Origin of the sequence: Pelagibius sp. (assembly GCF_965249265.1) — a bacterium.
Classification (GTDB): domain Bacteria; phylum Pseudomonadota; class Alphaproteobacteria; order Kiloniellales; family Kiloniellaceae; genus Pelagibius.
Genome location: NZ_OZ252224.1, coordinates 3,969,673 through 3,984,414, shown reverse-complemented (window position 1 = coordinate 3,984,414; position 14,742 = coordinate 3,969,673). Strand labels below are relative to the sequence as shown.

The window sequence follows — 14,742 nt, the reverse complement described above, 5'->3', positions numbered from 1 at the left end:
CAATCGGAAAGCGCGGCCGCCCGCCCGAAGCCGCGAATCGCCGGTTCAATCGCTGCGATTGTGAAGAAGCCGCCGGTTGCTTGCAAGCCCCCGCAATCGGGCAATTTCATGGCAAAGTCAGTGCCTTGGCGGCTGCTTCGCCGGACCTGATTGCCGATTCTATGGTCGCCGGCAGACCGGTATCGGTCCAGTCGCCCGCCAGCAGAAGATTACCCCAGGCGCTCTGCGGGCCCGGGCGCCGGCGCAGGGCCGCCGGTGTTTGGGCAAAGGTCGCGCGTTTCTCGTTGATCACCCGGATTGGCGGCTGTTCTGCGGGGTCGAGGCGCAGCGCCTTGGCGGTATCGGCCCAGAGGCGGGCGGCGATCGCATCGTTCGGACTCTCGGCTAGCCTGCTGGCCGCGCTCACCGTCAGGCTGACCACATCGCCGCGCAGGAAGAGCCAGTCGGCCGTGCCGCCGACGAGACCGAGGAAGGGCACCTCGGGCAGAGCCTCGTCTGCGTTGCCGAAGGGCCAGGCCGGGGCCTGGTTCAGGCGGATATGGGCATTGACGATGGCATGGCTCTCCAGCGGAACGTCGACGCCCGGCAGCAGGGTCTGGATCGCCTGCGGCGGCAGCGCCAGGATCACCCGGTCGTTGTGGCCCAGAGCGATTGTCTCCTGGGCAAGATCCAAAGCCGCAACCCGCCCGTCCGTGAGGTCCAGCCTGCGCAGGCGCTGGCCGAGACGAAGGCCGGCGCCCCTGTGCTGCAGAAACCTCAGAGCCGGATCGACAAGGGCCGGCCCCAGGCCTTCGCGGGCGACAAGCGGGCGGCAGGCAGCCTCGCCCTTCGCAAAGGTCTCCGTCAGGACGCGCCGCAACAGATAGGCCGAGGCCTCTTCCGGCGGTGTGTTGAGGGCCGCGACCACCAGGGGTTCCCAGAAGGTCCGCCAAAGGGGATTCTCCCTGTCGAGGCAGTCTGTCACCCTGTCGTTTTTGCCGGCGAAGCCGAGGCGCAGGCCCTTCAGGTAATCGAGGGTGCCGGTTCCCGGGATGCGCTGCTTTGGATCGAAGATCCACCAGGGAAACCGTCCGCGGCTCGGCCGCAGGTGCCAGGTCCGGCTGCTGGTCAGATCCAGGAAAGGATAACTCGCGCGTGCCGGCTCGGTCAGCACCGGCCCGGCATCGATTAGCGCCAGGTAATCCAACACGGCGGTGTTGGCGGTCATCATCAGGTGGTTGCCGTTGTCGATCAGCCGGTCGAGCTTCGCGTCGTGAAAGGACCGGCAACGCCCGCCGGCATTCGCGGCGGCCTCATAGACTGTGACCGGATGGCCCCGCTCAGCCAGACGCACTGCAGCCGAGAGCCCGGCGAGACCGGCGCCGACGATGTGGACCCGCGGCCGGCTGGTGGTTCCCGTCATCGGATCAGAATCCGTTTCTGAGCGCGATCCAGAGCTTTTCCGCTTTGGGCAGACGTACCCGGATATTGATGTCGGCCCAACCCTCTTTCTGCAGGCGGGTGAGCAGGCGTTGATAGACCGCCAGCATGATACGGGCAGGGCGCATCGGCCCGCGCCGGCAGGAAGCCATAAGACGCCGCGCTTCATTGAAACGCTCCTCGGCCATGGCGGCGAGATCGAAGCAGACCGCCGGCAGGCGTGGATCGCTGGCGACGGTGACCGGATCGCGGCTGTCTATGCCATGCCGCAGCAGCAGGTCGCGGGGCAGATAGAGCCGGCCGCGCTCGGCATCCTCGCCGATGTCGCGCAGGATGTTGGTGAACTGCAGCGCGTCGCCCTCGGCGAGGGCCAGATCCCGGGCCTGCGGTTCCTCGGCGCCAAAGGCGTGCACCGAAAGAACGCCGACCGCCCCGGCGACACGGCGGCAGTAGAGCCGGAAGGTCTCCATATCCGGAGCGCGGATGTCTTCGCGCGCATCCATTTCCATGCCGTCGATCACGGCATGAAACTCTTCCTTCGGAAGCCGGTAGTCCTTCACCGGCCGCAACAAAGCCCGGGCGATAGGCGTTTCAGGACAGCCGTCGTAGAGGCGCTCGATTTCCGCACGCCAGCTCGCGAGATCCCGCTGCTTGTCAGGCGCCGCGCCGCCATCGTCTGCGATGTCGTCGACGGCGCGGCAGAAGGCATAGATTGCATACATGGCATCGCGCCGCGGCTTCGGCAGCAGGCGCATGCCCCAGAGAAAGGAAGAGCCCGAAGCCGTCGCAATGGCGCGCACCTGCTGAAGGGCTTCGTCGGTGTCGCTGCTCTCTTGCCGAAGGGCGGTCACTTGGTCCGGCCTGTGGTTTGAGGTTTGCCGAACAGACGCTGTATCTGGACGCCGAAGATCCCGCCAAGTCCGGCAAGTGCAAAGTCCGTCTTGCCGAGGGCAACCCGCCGGGCGAGCGGATCGCCCTCTCTCAGGTGCCGGGTGAGGCGCGTTGCCAGCTTTACGATCACAGCCGATTCCATCGCCAGGCGGGAGGATCGAAGCTGGCCGGGCAAAAGCCGGGCTTCGGTCAACAGGCCGTCGACCCGGTCGAGGCAGAGATCGAGCACCCGCCGCAGTCCGGGCGGGCTGGCTTCGGCATCGAGCACCGTTACATCGAGCCCTTCGGTCTCCAGCCAATCGAGCGGCAGGTAGACCCGATCGAGGGCGTGGTAGTCGTCCTGACAGTCCTGCAGATGGTTGAGGACCTGCAAGGCCGTGCAGAGCGCATCGGAGGCGGCATAGCCGCTGGGGTCCTCACCATGAAGGTCGAGCAGGAACTGCCCGACCGGATTGGCCGAGAGGCGGCAATAGCCCAACAATTCTTCCCAGTTCCGGTAGCGCAGCTTGACCGCGTCCTGTTTGAAGGCGGCAACGAGATCGCTGCCGCGTGCAGTGGATATGCCATTTTCGGCGAGGCAGAGCCGCAGGGCTGTGGCCTTTTCCAGACCGGGTCCGTCACTCTCCGCAGATCCGAGCGCCGCGTCGAAACGGCTGAGGCGGTCGATCTTATCCTGCGGGGCGAGTTCAGGATTATCGGCAATATCGTCAATGGCCCGGGCAAAAGCATAGTAAACGGCGACCTGGGGTCGCAGTTCCGCCGGCAGCAGCCAGGAGCCGACGGGAAAGTTCTCGTCGCCCGCGCCTTTGCCAGAAGGTGTTTCGACGCTTGCCAGCGCCATCCATGATCTCTTTCTGCGGTACCGGGACCGCTCATTCTGCTGTTGTCTTAAGGAAAGATCCAACCCTTGTCGCAGCGCGAACTCGGACTGACTTACGTAATCAACCCGAATTTTGGTTTCGCGCCTGAATTCGCCCTTTCCAGTTGCCGCCCGCGCCCTGCCAATGTCGGCGGGCGGAATCGACGGTCATGGCGCTGTATAAAGCAGCGGCGAGCGGCAGCAAAGCCGCAAGCCAGGGTGATTGGCCATACAATCGCAGGACCGGCAGCAGTGATACCGTCATGGCGGTCCAGACGAGCCCCCCCAGAACTGCCGCTTCGGTGTTCAGGTGCCAGGGATAGCTCAGCAGGGCAAGCGGCGGCGCGAGATAGGTCAGGAACATACCGATCAGGGTGCCGAGCAGTACGGCCGGGCTGTTCGCCAGTTGTGTGTAGGCGGTGCGGGCCACCATGGTCCAGATGCTGCCGAGCCCGGCATAGGGCCGGATGGAGCGCGCCCGCTCGGCCAGGCCCAGCCAGATGCCGCCGCTGTTTGCCTGCCGATCCTCCTTGACCTTCGCCGCAAGGCTGCAGTCGTCAATCAGCGCGTCGCTCAGCGCTGCCAGTCCGCCAATCCGTATCAGGGCTTCCTGCCTGATCAGGACACAGCCGCCGGCCGCCGCCGCCGTTTGTCTGTTCGGGTCGTTGACCCAGGCAAAGGGGTAAAGCTTCTGAAAGAAGTAGATGAAAGGGGGAATCAGCAACCGCTCCCAGAACCCTTCGCATCGCAAGGCCACCATGAGGGAGACGAGATCGCGCCGCTCGTTTTCCGCCTTGGCCACCAGCCGGGTCAGGGCATCCGGCGGCTGGCTGATGTCGGCATCGCTGAACCAGACATAGCGGCTCCGGCCGTCGATCCTGCGCAGGCCCTGTTCCAAGGCCCAGAGCTTGCCGGTCCAGCCCTCCGGCAGGGCCGGGGCCTGCAACACCGAAAGGCGCCCGCCCTGCGGACTCTGTGCCGCCGTCTTTCGGGCAAGGTCTGCAGTGCCGTCGCGGCTGTGGTCGTCGACCAGAAAGACTGAGAAGTCGCCCGCGTAGTCCTGTTCGAGGAGCGAGGAGAGCGCTTCTTCAATCACGTCCGCCTCGTCGCGTGCCGGAACGATTGCGGCAACCGCCGGCCAGTCTGCCGGTGCGGGCGGATTGCCGAGCCGTTCGGCGCAACGCCAGAACCCGCCGCGGAACAGCAGCAGATAAACCCAGATAGCTGCTGAAAGGAGAACGATCCAAAAGACTGGCGTTGGCAAAGCGGGCGGCTTCCCGAACTGGGCCATCTGCAACTGCGAGACGGCGAATCAGTGAAACCCACAGACTAGAGCAGATCCGGGATTGATGGAATCGTCCCAGAAAATCGATCCGGAAAAATCAACCCGGAAACCCGACGGGGAGCGATCCAAACAAACCGGTGAATCTGCGGTCGGGACTTGAACTTGAGTGTCAGACCGCGTCGCTTTGCGGTGGACTGAACTGATTCTGCGCGCGAAGAACAGTGCTGCGGTCATTCGGGTCGCTGGGCAGATAGAGCATGGCGGAAAGGACCATGTTCACCGACTTCTGATTGTCGCTGAGTGGCAGCATCAAGCGCTTCGCGCGCAGCTTCTGCGATGGATCGCGCCCGAAGGTGCTCTCCGAGTAGATCGGGCCGAAGTCGTCCAGCAGCTTGCGATAGAGATCCAGAACGTAGTCCAGATAGCTGCCGTGCATCAAATCGTCGAGGTAGCAGTTGGTCAGCGAGCAGCCGAAGCGTTCTTCCACCTGGGTGCCGGCAAGGCGGTAGCGAAACCTTTCCCCGCCGCCGATGACCTCGGTCAGCGTAAGGTGAGGCAGAAGCTGCGGGATGTCGATGGGATCAATGTCGGATCGGGCTGCTGCACGGCGACCGTCGCACTTGGTCAGCCAGTATTGATAAAGCTCGCCGAGCACCGGCTCGCCGAGTTGCGCTGCGAACTGCATATGATTTCGTCTCCCAGCCCAGTGGCGACTCGCAGTTGCCCCTGAGCCCCATCATCCCAGAATTGCGACCTCTACGGGAGTTTTTTTTACACCATTCCCCCTGCAAGAAGTAAATATAGCTGGAACGATTACAAGAGTCTCGACAGTTTGCTGTGGCGCTCCAGAAAAAGACGCTTCGCCTTGCCCGCGGGCCAGGGGGTCAGGGTGATCGACTCGAAGCGCTTATGCTGGCCGAAAAGGCGGCGGCCCTCACTGACGGAGAAGCCCGCGAGCTGGGTTGCTTCCAGATAGGCGGCCGTGCGGTCAGCTTTTTTGATCAGTTTGGTCAGGGCGGCGGGCTCCCGGCCGGGAAGGCCGAAGCGAATCCGGATCGCGGTCATCAGCCGCTTCTCCAAGGCTTTGTAGTCGAGCCCGACCGCGGCCTTGAAGGGGGTAATGAGATCGCCGATCACATATTCCGGTGCGTCATGGAGGAGCACCGCCATGCGTTCACCGGGGCCCGATGCGGGCCGAAGCTGCCCGGCGATCTGTTCGACGAGAAGACTGTGCTGAGCCACTGAGAAAGCCGATGCGCCGCTGGTCTGTCCGTTCCAACGGGCCACCCTTGCGAGGCCGTGGGCGATATCCTCGATCTCGATGTCGAGCGGTGAGGGGTCGAGCAGGTCCAGCCGCCGTCCCGAAAGCATGCGTTGCCAAGCCCGCGCTTCGTTCCCTGTGCCCACTTCGGCCCTTTCGTTGCCGCTCAAGGTTGAAAAGAAGGCATAGGCGGCAGATGCCGCCGGCGCAAGCCGCCAAATGCGACGCTGCCCTTGCGGGCTGAGGGTGGAACCTCTGCGCCGTATTCAGGCGTGCTTGCTGCGCAGACCGTCCAGCAGGTTGGAGAGGCTTTCATCCAGCTCCTGGGTGTTCTGCGCGACGATACCGGAGGCATCGACCACCTTGTGCACAGATCGGCTGGCGGTTTCCGTATTCTGGCGGACCAGGGCCATGGCTTCGTTCATCTGCCGGCTGCCGTCCGCGGCCTCTTGGATATTGCGGGAGATATCGCGCGTCGTCGCGTCCTGTTCCTCGACGGCCCCGGCGATCTTTGTGGCGTGTTCGTTCAACTGATTGATGACGTCGCGGATCTCCTTGATGGCGTCGACGGTGATTCGCGTGGAGCCCTGCACTTTTTCGATACGCCCGGTGATGTCTTCGGTTGCACGGGCGGTCTGTGTGGCCAGCGACTTTACTTCGTTGGCGACGACCGCGAAGCCCTTGCCCATTTCGCCCGCGCGTGCCGCTTCGATCGTTGCGTTGAGCGCCAGCAGGTTGGTCTGCTCGGCGATTTCGGCGATCAGTCCCACCACTTCGGAGATGCCGGATACCGCCTCGGCCAGGTCCCCGACCTGACCGGAGGTCGAATCGGCCTTGCCTTCCGCTTGCGCGGCGATATCAGCCGTTTCGCGCACCCGGGCCGTGATCTCGCTGACCGAGGAAGAGAGTTCACCGACGGCACCGGCGATTGCATCCACCTTTTCGGTGGTGCTGTCCGCCGTATCGGCCACCTGAACAGCGGTGCCCTGGGTCTTCTCGGCGCGCTCCAGCATGGCTTTGGTCTCCCCCTGCATGTCGTCGAGGGAGGAGCGGATCTGGGTGACGGCGCCTTTGACGCCGGTTTCGAATTTGTCGGCAAGAGACAGCAGCAGTTCCTGCCGTTCCCTGGCCGCTTTGCCCTGTAACTCCTGCTGCTCCCGACTCAGCTTCTCGGTTTCGGCGACGGCGGTTTCGGCCTTCGCCACGGCGGCCGCGGCGCTGTCGAAGAGGCTGACCAGCTTGTGGCTGAGCAGAACCAGGACCACCACCTCCAGAACCACGACGACCGCATGCAGAACCACCCGGGCGAAGTTCGCACCGTCAGGGAAGACCGCCCAGGGCATGAGGAAGTTCAGGGCGATGTGATGCACGGCCGTGACCGCAGCCGCCACCAGGATGGTCCGCCAGTCGCAAAAGGCGACAAGCATCGCCAGGGCAGCGAAGTAGATCATATGGAAGTCGATCTGCCAGGGCCCGGCCGCCGCGAGCACCATCAAGGAAACCTGCACCACGGTTGCGACGGCGATGACATAGCGCGTCAGGGCGGCATCGCCGCCGGCAACTCTCCAGATGGCAAAGGAACAACAAGCGACAAGCAAAGCCGCGACGGTCGGCGTCAGCCAGGCATTGCCCGTCAGCAGAGCCGTCGCCGCCACCGCAGGCACCACGGCAAAGAGCAGCAGGCTGGACCACTTGCTGGCGGTGCGGCGTAACGCGGTGATTCCTTCTGTCTTTTCGTTTTCCTCGATGACAGCGGGAAGGTCTCCCACCTTTCTTGTCGCCTGAAGCATGTTTCGACCCTTATGTGTTGATGTCTGTCTTGCCGATAAGCAGGCAGCCGGCTGCGGTCTGCGGATCGGCCACCAGCCAGGCGCCGGCTTCGCGAAGCCGCTTGGCAAAACCGCTGATGTCGCTGTGCACGATCAGCACCGTGTCCCAGCTTCCTGTACGGATCACCAGACCATCGGCCTCGGTGACGGCGGTCATGGCTTCCTCTTTCCCGGTTCCGGGCGGAAAGACTGCCGCCACTGTGCCTTGTGCATCGCCGGGAAGATCGGCAACCGCAAGCAACGGCGCCATGCTGAACAGCAGCAGGAACGTGACGACAAGGCCGGTCGTGAAACGGCTGGTTCGAACAGACGCGTTCGCTGCGGCACGCGGACATGATCTGTTTTGACTGGTCATCGGCTTTCGATCTCTGGTCGCCGGCGATTAAGCCAAAAAAGCCTTTAGGCCTTATTAAACCAGAATGCGTAGCTAGTTGTTTTGATTAAGTAATTTGATTGTTTGCCGATAGCCGATAACCTGGGATCGGCTAACGGGCGGGCGCTCTGCTGTTTTGAGTGAGTGGATTTTCGAGGTGTTGCTTCGCAATGCAAAGCGTGTTGAATGGCAAGGCTGATTTCAAACGCTATGGGCCAGTCGATGACACCGAATGTTCTTTTCATCACCGCCGATCAGTGGCGCGGCGACTGCCTCGGCGTGGCCGGGCATCCGGTTCTGCGGACGCCGGCAATCGACCGGCTGTCGGCCCAAGGCGTTTTCTTTGCCCGGCACTATGCCCAGGCAGCGCCTTGTTCGCCCGGACGGGCATCGCTCTACACCGGCCTCTACCAGATGAACCACCGCGTCCTGCGCAATGGAACGCCGCTGGATGCGCGGCACGACAATGTGGCGCTGGCGCTGCGGCGTCAGGGTTACGAACCGACGCTGTTCGGCTACACAGACCAGGCCGTCGATCCGCGAACCACGACGCCGGACGATCCCCGGCTTCGCAGCTATGAGGGCGTGCTGCCCGGGTTCGCCGCCGAGATCCAGATGACGGAAGAAAACGGCCCCTGGTTCGACTGGATGGCCGCGCGGGGACATCGTCTGCCGGAAGACCCCTGGGCGCTGTTCTGGCCGCCGGAGGGGCGGCCGAAGCTGCCGTCAACGGCCCCCCCGCGCTTCGGTCAGGACGAAACCGACACTGCCTTTCTGACCGACGTCTTCATCGATTGGCTTTCGCAGCGGCGCAAGGGTGCGCCCTGGTGCGCCCATGTATCCTTTTTGCATCCGCATCCGCCTTTCGTCGTGCCGGCGCCCTTCAACAGCCTCTACGATCCCGCCGATGGGCCGGCCTTCCGCCGGGCCCCGGACGTGGCGGTTGAGGCTGCGCAGCATCCTTATCTCGCCTATTGGCTGGGCCAGGCCAAGACCGCCAGCTTCTGTTTTCTGGAGGATGGCAATGGCCTCGTAGCCGACTGGCCGGAAGAGGCCTTTCGCACTGTCCGCGCCACTTACTGGGGCATGATCTCCGAGGTGGATCGCCAGATCGGCCGGTTGATGGCAGCGCTCGAGGCCGCCGGCGCCTGGGAGGATACGGTCATCGTCCTCACCTCGGATCACGGCGAGATGATGGGCGACCACTGGACACTTGGAAAGTTCGGTTACTTCGATCAGGCCTATCATATTCCGCTTATCGTGCGGGACCCGCGCCACCCGCAGGGGTTTGGGGCCTGCGTCACGGACTTCACCGAGGCGGTCGATGTCATGCCGACGCTTGTCGAAGCGACCGGCGCGTGCCGGGAAGGGCCGGCCGACGGCCATTCCCTGATGCCCTTCCTGCGCGGGGAACCGGTGCCCGGCTGGCGCAAGGAGGTGCACTGGGAATTCGACTTCCGCGACGTGGCCGGCGGCGGTGCCCAGGCGGCGCTGGGGCTGGATCTCGACGACTGTTCGCTCGCCGTCATCAGGGATGCGCGTTTCAAATATGTCCACTTTGCCGGTTTGCCGTCGCTGCTTTTCGACCTGCATAAAGATCCCGGCGAACTTCACAACCTTGCCGAAGATGCGGGCTACCAGGGTCAGCGTCTTGCGATGGCCGAGAAGCTTCTGGCCTGGCGCAGCCGCTATCTTGACCGGCGCCTGACCGGCATCGCGCTGACGGCGGACGGCCCGCTGGATGCCCGTGCCTAACTGAGAGACTCCCAGGCGCCCGACTTTTCTGAACGGAACAAGGCGTCGATGATCCGCATGTTCTGGACCGCATCGGCGATTCCGTAGGGCAGGGGGGCTTGATCCAGCACCACTGCGGCAAAAGCGTCGGCCTGTTCGGCATACTGATCGGCGGCGGAGATTTCCTGTATCTGGACGGACTCGCCGCGCAGATTGCCGCCGTTATCCCGGAAAACCCGGGTCGCTTCCCCCTGCGGGGCATTGAAGGGTATCTCGATCTCCAGGCGTCCCTCGGTACCGATGACCTGGACGCGCTGATAGGGGATGACCTGGGTGGAGACGGTAAAGTCGACCCGGCCCTTGCCGCCGAAATCCAGAATACCGGTGGTCAGGCTGTCGACCCCGAAGTCCGGATCCCGTTCGATCAGGGCAAAGACCCGCTGCGGTTCGGCTTCCAACAGAAACCGTCCGGCGACGATGGGATAGCAGCCGATATCGAGCAGCGCGCCACCGCCGGTCTCCGGCGCGTTGCGGATGTTCGTTGGATCACGGTTGAAGTAAGAGAAGAAGGACTGGATCGCCCGCAACTCGCCCAGACGGCCCTCACGGATCTGCGCGCGTGCCCAGAGCCACTGCGGATGGAAGCGCACCATAAAGGCCTCCATCACCGGGACTTCGCCTTCGACGGACAAGAGCCGTTCCGCATCGGCCCGGTCCATGCCGATGGGTTTCTCGCACAGCACGGGCTTTCCCGCGGCAACGGCCTGAAGGGTCAGCGGGACATGGAGGTTGTTGGGCAGGGGGTTGTAGATGGCGTCGATATCGGGATCGGCCAGCAGGTCCGCGTAGCTGCCATAGGCCTTCTCGATACCGAGCTCGTCCGCCGCCGCCCGCGCGCGGTCAAGGTCGCGTGAGGCAATGGCCGTCACCCGGCCCCGTTTAGAGCGCTGGATGCCGGGGATGACCTTCTCCAGGCCGATTTTCGCAGTGCTCAGGACACCCCACCTCAGCTCACCCATCGTTCAACGCCCTCTCTTGTCGTCTATCCCGATCAGGTCCGGGCCGCGGCATTGTCGGTTTCGCCGCCCATGCCGGCCAGCAGGGGCGGGAAGCCGGGTGCCCGCAGTGCGTCGCCCAGTTGATCCTCCAGAATTTTCACCGCCTGGGTAGACCAGGCGTCTTCGCCATAAGCTTCCTGCGCCTGCTCGAAGTAATTCTTGACCAACTCGGCCAAAGCCAGGGGCGTTTCGGTTTCCTGTCCCAGTTTCATCGCCAAGCGCATGTCCTTCAGGGCCAGCGCCATGGTGAAGGCACAGTTGTAGGAACCGTTCAGGACAAGCTGGCCTTCGGTTTCGTGGGCAAAGGAATTGCCGGAGGAAACACGGATGCCGTGAAAGGCCTTCGCCAGGTCGACGCCCGAACGCTTGGCCAGCATCATGGCCTCGCCACTGGCCCAGAGATGGACGAAGGCCAGCATGTTGGTGATTACCTTGACGACGGAGGCCGCACCGATCGGCCCCATGTGTTCGATGGCGCCGCCCATGACGCCGAGCAGATCGCGATAGCGTTCGAAGACCGCTTCGTCGCCGCCGACCAGGATCGAGATTTCGCCGGTCCAGGCACGATTGGCGCCACCGGTGATCGGCGCCTCCAGCACGTCGATGCCGCGTGCGCCGGCCTCCTCGGCGAAGCGCCGCATGTCCGCTTCGTCCGTAGTGCTCATTTCAATCCACAGGCTGCCCGGCCCGAGGGCCGAGAGCAGCCCGGTTTCACCCGGCACCACCGCGGCGACGGCAGCGGGATTGGGCAGCGAGGTGACGGCCACCTCGGCCCCCTCCGCCGCCTCACGGCTCGACGCTGCCAGTCTGGCGCCGGCGTCGACCAGGGGGGCTGCGCGTTCGGGGTCGAGGTCGAAAACCGTCATCTGATGTCCGGCTTTCAGGAGATTGCGGGCCAGGGGCAGTCCGACGTTGCCCAGGCCGATAAAGGCGATCTGCATGGCGCTCTCACGTTCCAGAGTCTTTTCCAGAAGGCAGAAGAGACCGAACCTCTCAAGCTGTCCAGTGCTATTGCAAGGTGAGCCGAAAGACTTCGATGCCGCCTTTCCCGGCTTGACGGGCCCATCACCAAAGCCGCGTAATCATGCATCGCTCCGCCGAGGCCTGCGATTCGCCGGTCCGGGTGAGGCGGAGGGTCGCAAAGGGGGACTTGCAGATGAAGATCAGCGCCTTTGAGGTTTTCGTTGTCGGCACGCCGCCGCCGCACTTCGGCGGGCGCTACTGGGTCTTCGTCAAGCTGACCACCGACGGCGGTGTGACCGGGATCGGTGAGATCTACTCCGTTCCTTTTCATCCCCGCAGCGTTGAGAAAATGGTTGCCGATGTCTGCGAGCGCATGGTGCTCGGCGCCGACCCCTTTGGGATCGAGGCCCTGTGGCGCCGGGTCTACAGCAGTGGTTACAGCCAGCGCCCCGATCCATCGTTGCTCGGGGTGCTGAGCGGCATCGAGATGGCGTGCTGGGACATCATCGGCAAGGAACTCAACCGGCCGGTCTACGATCTCCTGGGTGGCAAGGTTCACGAGCGCCTGCGCAGCTATACTTATCTTTATCCCAAGCCGGGGGAGGAGGAGCGCGTCTACAGCGATCCTGACCTGGCGGCGGAGCGGGCCAGCGAATACCTGGCCCAGGGCTTCACGGCGGTAAAGTTTGATCCCGCCGGTCCTTACAGCGCTTTCGATCCACGCCAGCTCTCTTTGGAGGCGTTGGAGCGTTGCGAGGTTTTCATGAAGCGCCTGCGCGAGGCGGTGGGTATGTCCTGCGATCTGCTGTTCGGCACCCACGGGCAGATGACCCCGGCGGGGGCGATCCGTCTGGCGCGGCGCCTGGAGCCCTACGATCCCCTGTGGTTCGAGGAACCGACCCCGCCGGAGGTTCCGGCGGCCATGGGGCAGGTGGCCCGTGCCACCACCATTCCGGTGGCCAGCGGCGAGCGGCTGACCACCAAGTACGAGTTTTCAGCACTGCTGCGCGCCGAAGCGGCGGCTATTCTGCAGATGAATCTGGGGCGGGTCGGCGGTCTCCTGGAGGCCAAGAAGATCGCCGGCATGGCCGAGACCTTCTATGCCCAGATCGCGCCGCATCTCTACTGCGGGCCGGTGGTCGGCGCGGCCAACATCCAGATCAGCACCTGCAGCCCCAACTTTCTGATCCTCGAATCCATCCAGACCTGGGGCGGTTTCCACAGCGAGATCCTGCAACGCCCGATCCGTTGGGAGGAGGGCTATGTGATTCCGCCGAGCGAACCGGGTTTGGGTGTCGAGTTGAACGAGGCAGTGGCCAGGGCCAACCCCTATAATGGCACGGCGCTGCATCTGGAGATGCGCGAAAAGCCAGTGTAAGCGATATCGATTGCCGGTACCTTCTGAGGCTCGGCTCGGGGAGCCGGTTTTGAGTTTTTGCACCACCACGGATCTCAGGCGCAGTTCATGTTGCTAAGTTTCTGCGGCGCTGCCGGCACGGTGACCGGCTCCTGTTACTGGCTGCGGACAGAACACTGCCAGTTTCTGGTCGACTGCGGGATGTTTCAGGGTTCCAAAACCTTGAAGGCCTTGAACTACGGGGCCTTTCCCTTCGATCCTGCCGAGATCGACTTCGTCCTGCTGACCCACGCCCATATCGACCATTCCGGCCTCATCCCCAAGCTGGTGAAGCAAGGCTTCAAGGGGCCCATCTTTGCTACCGAGGGATCCTTCGGCCTGCTCAGCTATATGCTGCCCGACAGTGCCTACATCCAGGAATCCGAAGTCGAACGGCTTAACCGCCGCAATGCCCAGCGCGGGCGTGCGACCGTCAAGCCGATGTACGACGGACGTGACGTGGAGGCGGCGTTGGAGGCTTTCTCGATCGTTGGTTACGAAACCTGGCGCGAGGTCGGTGAGGGCGTGCGCGCAAGGTTCTGGAATGCCGGCCACATTCTAGGCGCGGCGTCGATCGAGATCGAAGTCGCCACCGGGCAGCCCAGTCCACGGGTCTGCCGACTGCTCTTTTCGGGCGATATCGGGCCGGAGCACAAGCTGTTTCATCCCGATCCCGAGGCGCCGGAGAACTTCGACTACGTCTGTTGCGAGGCGACTTACGGAGGGCGCAAGAGAACCGATGCTACAGCGGAACAGCGCCGCGAGACCCTGGCGCGGGAGGTCAACGCGGCGCTGGAACGCGGCGGCAACCTCCTGATTCCCGCCTTTGCCGTCGAACGCACCCAGGAACTGCTGCTCGATCTTTCGGTCCTCTTCGACAGCGGCGTGCTGCCGAAAGTACCGGTGTTCCTCGACTCGCCGCTGGCGATCAAGGCGACCAAGGTGTTCCTGAAGAATGCGGCCTATCTGGAAGACACCGACAATGTGCCGGATCTCTTTCGGCGCCCGAACATTCGCTTCACTGAATCCGTCGAGGAAAGCAAGATGATCGCCCGCTTTTCCGGCGGCGCCATCATCATTGCCGGCAGCGGTATGTGTGATGCGGGGCGCATCCGCCATCACCTGAAACAGAATCTCTGGCGCCATGACGCCACTGTCATGCTGGTCGGCTATCAGGCGCCGGGCACGCTGGGCGCCTTGCTGTCCCGCGGTGTTTCCACCGTGAAAATCCAAGGCGAGGATCTGCGCGTGAAGGCGGCGATCCGCCAGATCGACGTGTACTCCGGCCATGCCGATGGGGATCAATTACTCGACTGGCTGAATGCCCGCCTGCCGGTGAAGGGGGCGATCTTTCTGACCCATGGCGAGGAGGCCGGCCTGGCGGCGCTGCGCGACGGCCTGGAGGCGGCCGGGGTGCCGTCGGAACGGATCATCATTCCCCAGCTTGACGACGTCGTCGATCTGTTGGCCGGAGAGAGCCGGGTGCGGTTCCGCCCGGTGCCGCACCGGCTGCCGGCCGAATCTCTGCGCGGTCTGGATTGGCACAACGATCTGGCCGCCTTCTCGATCAATCTGCGCGACAAGCTGGACGAAGCGGCCGACGACAAAGCGCGCCGCGTGATCCTGCGCCGCGTCGTCCGCGCGTTGGAAGGAAAGCGCAAATCCTGATCCATC

Annotated in this window: 13 protein-coding genes; 3 read left to right on the top strand and 10 right to left on the bottom strand. The window is 63.7% G+C overall.

Annotated elements, in window-relative coordinates; genetic code table 11:
* Positions 1–106 precede the first annotated feature (106 nt).
* The 8 genes from hpnE to ACP146_RS18755 form a co-directional block, all read right to left on the bottom strand.
* Complete coding sequence (gene hpnE, locus ACP146_RS18790; RefSeq protein ID WP_422368285.1) at positions 107–1,402, bottom strand: hydroxysqualene dehydroxylase HpnE; 1,296 nt, start codon at positions 1,400–1,402, stop codon at positions 107–109.
* A 4-nt stretch (positions 1,403–1,406) separates the two neighbouring features.
* The gene (gene hpnD / locus ACP146_RS18785; protein ID WP_422368284.1) at positions 1,407–2,270 is read right to left on the bottom strand and encodes a presqualene diphosphate synthase HpnD; all 864 of its coding nucleotides are present in this window, start codon (positions 2,268–2,270) and stop codon (positions 1,407–1,409) included.
* Positions 2,267–3,151, bottom strand: coding sequence for a squalene synthase HpnC (gene hpnC, locus ACP146_RS18780; RefSeq protein WP_422368283.1), 885 nt, complete (start codon positions 3,149–3,151; stop codon positions 2,267–2,269). Before hpnC ends, hpnD begins: the two co-directional genes overlap by 4 nt.
* Positions 3,152–3,251: 100 nt before the next feature.
* Positions 3,252–4,433, bottom strand: coding sequence for a glycosyltransferase (locus ACP146_RS18775; RefSeq protein WP_422368282.1), 1,182 nt, complete (start codon positions 4,431–4,433; stop codon positions 3,252–3,254).
* Positions 4,434–4,623: 190 nt separating this feature from the next.
* Complete coding sequence (locus ACP146_RS18770) at positions 4,624–5,139, bottom strand: PAS domain-containing protein (RefSeq protein ID WP_422368281.1); 516 nt, start codon at positions 5,137–5,139, stop codon at positions 4,624–4,626.
* A 128-nt stretch (positions 5,140–5,267) separates the two neighbouring features.
* Positions 5,268–5,861, bottom strand: coding sequence for a hydrolase (locus ACP146_RS18765; RefSeq protein ID WP_425032961.1), 594 nt, complete (start codon positions 5,859–5,861; stop codon positions 5,268–5,270).
* A gap of 120 nt (positions 5,862–5,981) precedes the next feature.
* Positions 5,982–7,484 (bottom strand): methyl-accepting chemotaxis protein, encoded by a 1,503-nt coding sequence (locus ACP146_RS18760; protein ID WP_422368279.1) that lies wholly within the window; start codon positions 7,482–7,484, stop codon positions 5,982–5,984.
* Positions 7,485–7,515: 31 nt separating this feature from the next.
* A complete protein-coding gene (locus ACP146_RS18755) occupies positions 7,516–7,899 on the bottom strand; it encodes a hypothetical protein (protein ID WP_422368278.1) in 384 nt (127 codons plus the stop codon).
* A 240-nt stretch (positions 7,900–8,139) separates the two neighbouring features.
* Here ACP146_RS18755 and ACP146_RS18750 point away from each other — a divergent pair, with 240 nt between their 5' ends.
* On the top strand, positions 8,140–9,672 hold the full coding sequence (locus tag ACP146_RS18750) for an alkaline phosphatase family protein (RefSeq protein WP_422368277.1): 1,533 nt from the start codon (positions 8,140–8,142) through the stop codon (positions 9,670–9,672).
* Here ACP146_RS18750 and ACP146_RS18745 read toward each other — a convergent pair.
* Positions 9,669–10,670: a Gfo/Idh/MocA family protein gene (locus ACP146_RS18745; protein WP_422368276.1), complete on the bottom strand. Its 1,002-nt coding sequence runs from the start codon at positions 10,668–10,670 to the stop codon at positions 9,669–9,671. The genes ACP146_RS18750 and ACP146_RS18745 overlap by 4 nt on opposite strands.
* Positions 10,671–10,702: 32 nt before the next feature.
* The gene (locus ACP146_RS18740) at positions 10,703–11,650 is read right to left on the bottom strand and encodes an NAD(P)-dependent oxidoreductase (protein WP_422368275.1); all 948 of its coding nucleotides are present in this window, start codon (positions 11,648–11,650) and stop codon (positions 10,703–10,705) included.
* A 215-nt stretch (positions 11,651–11,865) separates the two neighbouring features.
* Between ACP146_RS18740 and ACP146_RS18735 the strand changes: the two genes are divergently transcribed.
* A complete protein-coding gene (locus tag ACP146_RS18735; protein WP_422368274.1) occupies positions 11,866–13,050 on the top strand; it encodes a mandelate racemase/muconate lactonizing enzyme family protein in 1,185 nt (394 codons plus the stop codon).
* Positions 13,051–13,137: 87 nt separating this feature from the next.
* A complete protein-coding gene (locus ACP146_RS18730) occupies positions 13,138–14,736 on the top strand; it encodes an MBL fold metallo-hydrolase RNA specificity domain-containing protein (RefSeq protein ID WP_422368273.1) in 1,599 nt (532 codons plus the stop codon).
* The last annotated feature ends 6 nt before the right edge of the window (positions 14,737–14,742 follow it).

Bases quoted from the DNA above. Each gene is read 5' to 3' on its own strand.
- hpnE (WP_422368285.1), bottom strand. From the start codon at position 1,402: ATGACGGGAACCACCAGCCGGCCGCGGGTCCACATCGTCGGCGCCGGT.
- hpnC (WP_422368283.1), bottom strand. From the start codon at position 3,151: ATGGCGCTGGCAAGCGTCGAAACACCTTCTGGCAAAGGCGCGGGCGAC.
- ACP146_RS18770 (WP_422368281.1), bottom strand. From the start codon at position 5,139: ATGCAGTTCGCAGCGCAACTCGGCGAGCCGGTGCTCGGCGAGCTTTAT.
- ACP146_RS18755 (WP_422368278.1), bottom strand. From the start codon at position 7,899: ATGACCAGTCAAAACAGATCATGTCCGCGTGCCGCAGCGAACGCGTCT.
- ACP146_RS18750 (WP_422368277.1), top strand. From the start codon at position 8,140: ATGACACCGAATGTTCTTTTCATCACCGCCGATCAGTGGCGCGGCGAC.
- ACP146_RS18745 (WP_422368276.1), bottom strand. From the start codon at position 10,670: ATGGGTGAGCTGAGGTGGGGTGTCCTGAGCACTGCGAAAATCGGCCTG.
- ACP146_RS18740 (WP_422368275.1), bottom strand. From the start codon at position 11,650: ATGCAGATCGCCTTTATCGGCCTGGGCAACGTCGGACTGCCCCTGGCC.
- ACP146_RS18735 (WP_422368274.1), top strand. From the start codon at position 11,866: ATGAAGATCAGCGCCTTTGAGGTTTTCGTTGTCGGCACGCCGCCGCCG.
- ACP146_RS18730 (WP_422368273.1), top strand. From the start codon at position 13,138: ATGTTGCTAAGTTTCTGCGGCGCTGCCGGCACGGTGACCGGCTCCTGT.